The 3165-nt window shown below is 59.1% G+C and carries 5 protein-coding genes; 4 read left to right on the forward strand and 1 reads right to left on the reverse strand.

Going from position 1 to position 3165, the window contains the following annotated elements:
- Positions 1-400, reverse strand: a 400-nt coding sequence (locus tag ACY693_RS17200; protein WP_462323035.1) for a hypothetical protein, incomplete at its 3' end; no start/stop codon positions are given.
- Between the two features lie 257 nt (positions 401-657).
- Between ACY693_RS17200 and ACY693_RS17205 the strand changes: the two genes are divergently transcribed.
- The 4 genes from ACY693_RS17205 (at position 658) to ACY693_RS17220 (ending at position 3031) form a co-directional block, all read left to right on the forward strand.
- Positions 658-1530: an Rpn family recombination-promoting nuclease/putative transposase gene (locus tag ACY693_RS17205; protein ID WP_462323036.1), complete on the forward strand. Its 873-nt coding sequence runs from the start codon at positions 658-660 to the stop codon at positions 1528-1530.
- A gap of 680 nt (positions 1531-2210) precedes the next feature.
- Positions 2211-2438: a DUF433 domain-containing protein gene (locus ACY693_RS17210; RefSeq protein ID WP_462323037.1), complete on the forward strand. Its 228-nt coding sequence runs from the start codon at positions 2211-2213 to the stop codon at positions 2436-2438.
- Between the two features lie 18 nt (positions 2439-2456).
- Entirely contained in the window at positions 2457-2828 is a 372-nt protein-coding gene (locus ACY693_RS17215) for a DUF5615 family PIN-like protein (protein ID WP_462323038.1), read from the forward strand.
- A 41-nt stretch (positions 2829-2869) separates the two neighbouring features.
- Entirely contained in the window at positions 2870-3031 is a 162-nt protein-coding gene (locus ACY693_RS17220; protein ID WP_462323039.1) for a DUF4351 domain-containing protein, read from the forward strand.
- The last annotated feature ends 134 nt before the right edge of the window (positions 3032-3165 follow it).

Here is a 3165-nt window from a genome sequence, read left to right on the forward strand (position 1 = left end):
CGCCGGTGCCGATGGTGACGCCGAAGGACCAGCGCATGAAGCTGTCCATGCGTTGCTGCAGTCCGCGAATGTCTTGCTGCAGGCCGCGAATGTCTTGCTGCACGCTCTCGAAGCGTTTGTCCATGTTTGCTTGCATCAGCTCGAAGCGCTTGTCCACTTGTTCAAAGCGCTTCTCGACCTGCTCGAAGCGCAAGTTCATTTCCGTGCGCATCGTGTTGAATCCCTCGCGCATCAATTCGCGCTGGGTCTTGAGCTCCTCCTCGACCCGGACCATGCGCTCGCGCAGCTCGATTTCGTAGACCACGGGTGGTTTGCCGAGGCTTTGCTCGGCAATCCAGTCGCTGATGTGCTCTTTGACGTACTCGCCGATCTGTTCAAGGTCTTGCTGAGCGAGGGCCATGTTGAGTCTCTCTGTGCTGCCAGGGGCTGCTTCACCGTGCATGATCTTACCATCGGATGCTCGGTTGGAGACCAATCGGGGCACCTCCCCGGGTTGCTACGCTCAGCGGCATCATCCAGGTCCCTCAGGGTCCGTCCCGGGTTTCTCTGCCGAGCCCAAGCGCTGGGCGGAACTCGACGCCCGCGCCAACCTCAGGCAGCTGTTGACCAGTCGGGCTAAACTGACACTGATCATCACCATCGCCTCAGCCGCACTCCATGAAAGAGAAATACATCAACCTCTTCACCGACTTCGGCTTCAAAAAGGCCTTTGGCGAAGAGGCCAGCAAGGAGCACCTGATCAGCTTTCTCAACACCCTGTTACCGGCCAAGCACCAGATCCAAGACCTGCAATTTAGCCCCACCGAAGCCCAAGGCGCCAGTGCGCTCGACCGCAAGGCCATCTTCGATCTCACCTGTGTTAGCCCCAGCGGTGAGACCTTCATCGTCGAGCTGCAAAAGGCCAAACAGAACTTCTTCAAAGACCGCAGCGTCTTCTACGCCACCTTTCCGATCCAGCAACAGGCCCAACGCGGCGAGTGGGACTTCAAGCTCAGCGCCGTCTACACCATCGGCATCCTCGACTTCATCTTCGACGACGAAGACCGTCGTCATCGCCAAGACGTGGTCCATTGCGTCCAGCTCAAAGACCAACACCAGCAGGTCTTCTATGACAAGCTCACCTTCATCTATCTGACCCTGCCCAACTTCACCAAGACCGCCGACCAGCTCGAGACCCTGCAAGACAAATGGTTCTTCCTCTTCCGCCACCTGCACGAGCTCGACGAGATCCCCCCACGGCTACGTGAACGCGTCTTCCTCAGCCTGTTTGAGAAGGCCAGCATCGCCCGTTTCGAGCCCGGGGAGCGCCAAGCCTATGAGTCGAGCCTCAAGTTTTATCGTGACCTGAAGAACGTCATCGACACTGCGCGCGATGAAGGCCGCGAAGAAGGCCAACAACAAGCCAACCGGGAAACCGCTCGGCGCTTACTGGCATTGGGACTCATGACCGATGAGCAGATCGCCACGGCAACCGGGCTCTCATTGACAGACATTCATCACCTTCGCGAGGCCGCGACTGGCGCCCAGTAACGCGCTCACAAGCCTACGAACAACCCACCACCCCGATTTCCGTCCGACGATGACTCATCGCGGCACGTCCCCGCTTTACTCTGCTCGCTGAGTGAACGCCAGTGGGCTGAATTTGTGGGGATAGCTCAGTGGCCATGTCGATGCTACCTCGGGTCTTTCCGCTGGCAGAGAGTATCGCGATCTGAGCTGCCTCGACGCGCTGACGGCAGATGCTGACATGCCGCGCCGCGCATCCATCTGGCGGAGACTGACCGGCTGCCGACTGCTGGTTCGGGTCTCGAACGGCTTCGCGACGGCGGCATGTATCGATCCGACGGCGTCCTTCGTGGAGCGCCGCATCTCGACGGCTTGGATACGGCAGATCGGCAAGACCTCATCGCAGCGGAAGACGTCGAAGCCGAAGAGGACGCTTGGCCTGAAGAAACGCCACTTATCTCGAACCGCACCCCATCGCCATTCGTCACATCGTTGATCCGCTGCAGCGGCTCCTCGAGATCGCTGCGGCCCGGCGCCTGATTGCTCTCGGCCTGGCCAAGGGCGCTGCCGGCGGTGGGCAGCACCTGTTGCAGCAGGAGTCGGCATCCAAGCGCCTAGAGCAAGCCCGACTTTGATTCTAACCTCTCACTGCGGCTATGATTCGTTAAAGTCACTGCGTAGCCACATGAAACATCATTCTGCACATGCCAATCACAGCAAATCCAGATGTCATGATGGGAAAGCCCCGGATCGCAGGAACCCGGATTACAGTCGAGTCGATTCTAGAGCGTCTCGGTGCCGGCGAGTCCGAAGCCCAGATCATCGAAGCTCAACCCCGTCTGACACAGCAAGATATCCTCGATGCTCTGCGTTTCGCTGCGGAGTCGATGCATGGAGATAAGTTCTATCCCATCGATGCCGACGCTGCCTAACCAAGCCGCATCGACCCGATGAAGCTGCTTGCAGACGAGAATGTCGATGCAGTCATCGTGACTGCGCTCAGGAACGCAGGCCACCAGGTCCGCTACGTGTTGGAGCTGGACCCAGGAATTGACGATCAGTCAGTGTTTGCTCTCGCAAATGCCGATGAGGCGATGGTCCTCACCTCAGACAAAGATTTCGGTGAGCTGGTTTTTCGGCAACAGCTCGTCAATGCTGGCGTTATCTTGTATCGTCTCGTGGGCCTCAGCCCCAACCGCAAAGCAGCAATCCTCGTTCTAGCGATTGAGCATCATGCATCGGAAATGCTCGGCGCCTCTGTCTTGATCGGTCCAGGGCAGATGCGGATACGACTCCGGCCCCACCATCCACGCCGAGATTGACTGGCCTTCAAGAAAGCCAAGAAGTAGGCCGCAAAGCGGGCGTGGAGGGCACCCTCCGAAAGCTCATCACCCTGAAATTCGGCGAGATACCCGAGTCGGCATCCAAACGCCTAGAGCAAGCTGCGGACGAGCAACTGGACACCTGGGTCGAGCAGATCCTCAACGCCAACTCGCTCGACGACCTCTTCACGACAAGGAGATAGCCGCACCAGCTTCGAGCTCGAGCCCGCGCTCACCGCCATGCGTCTGCTGAACAGAAAGTCTCCAGCCGGGCTAAACCGTGGTCCGTCCCGGGTTTCTCTGCCGAGCCCAAGCGCTGGGCGGAACTCGACGCCCG

The sequence above is a fragment of the Halochromatium sp. genome (assembly GCF_054919635.1).

Coding starts and splice junctions, on each gene's coding strand:
- ACY693_RS17205 (WP_462323036.1), top strand. CDS start 658: ATGAAAGAGAAATACATCAACCTCTTCACCGACTTCGGCTTCAAAAAG.
- ACY693_RS17210 (WP_462323037.1), top strand. CDS start 2,211: ATGCCAATCACAGCAAATCCAGATGTCATGATGGGAAAGCCCCGGATC.
- ACY693_RS17215 (WP_462323038.1), top strand. CDS start 2,457: ATGAAGCTGCTTGCAGACGAGAATGTCGATGCAGTCATCGTGACTGCG.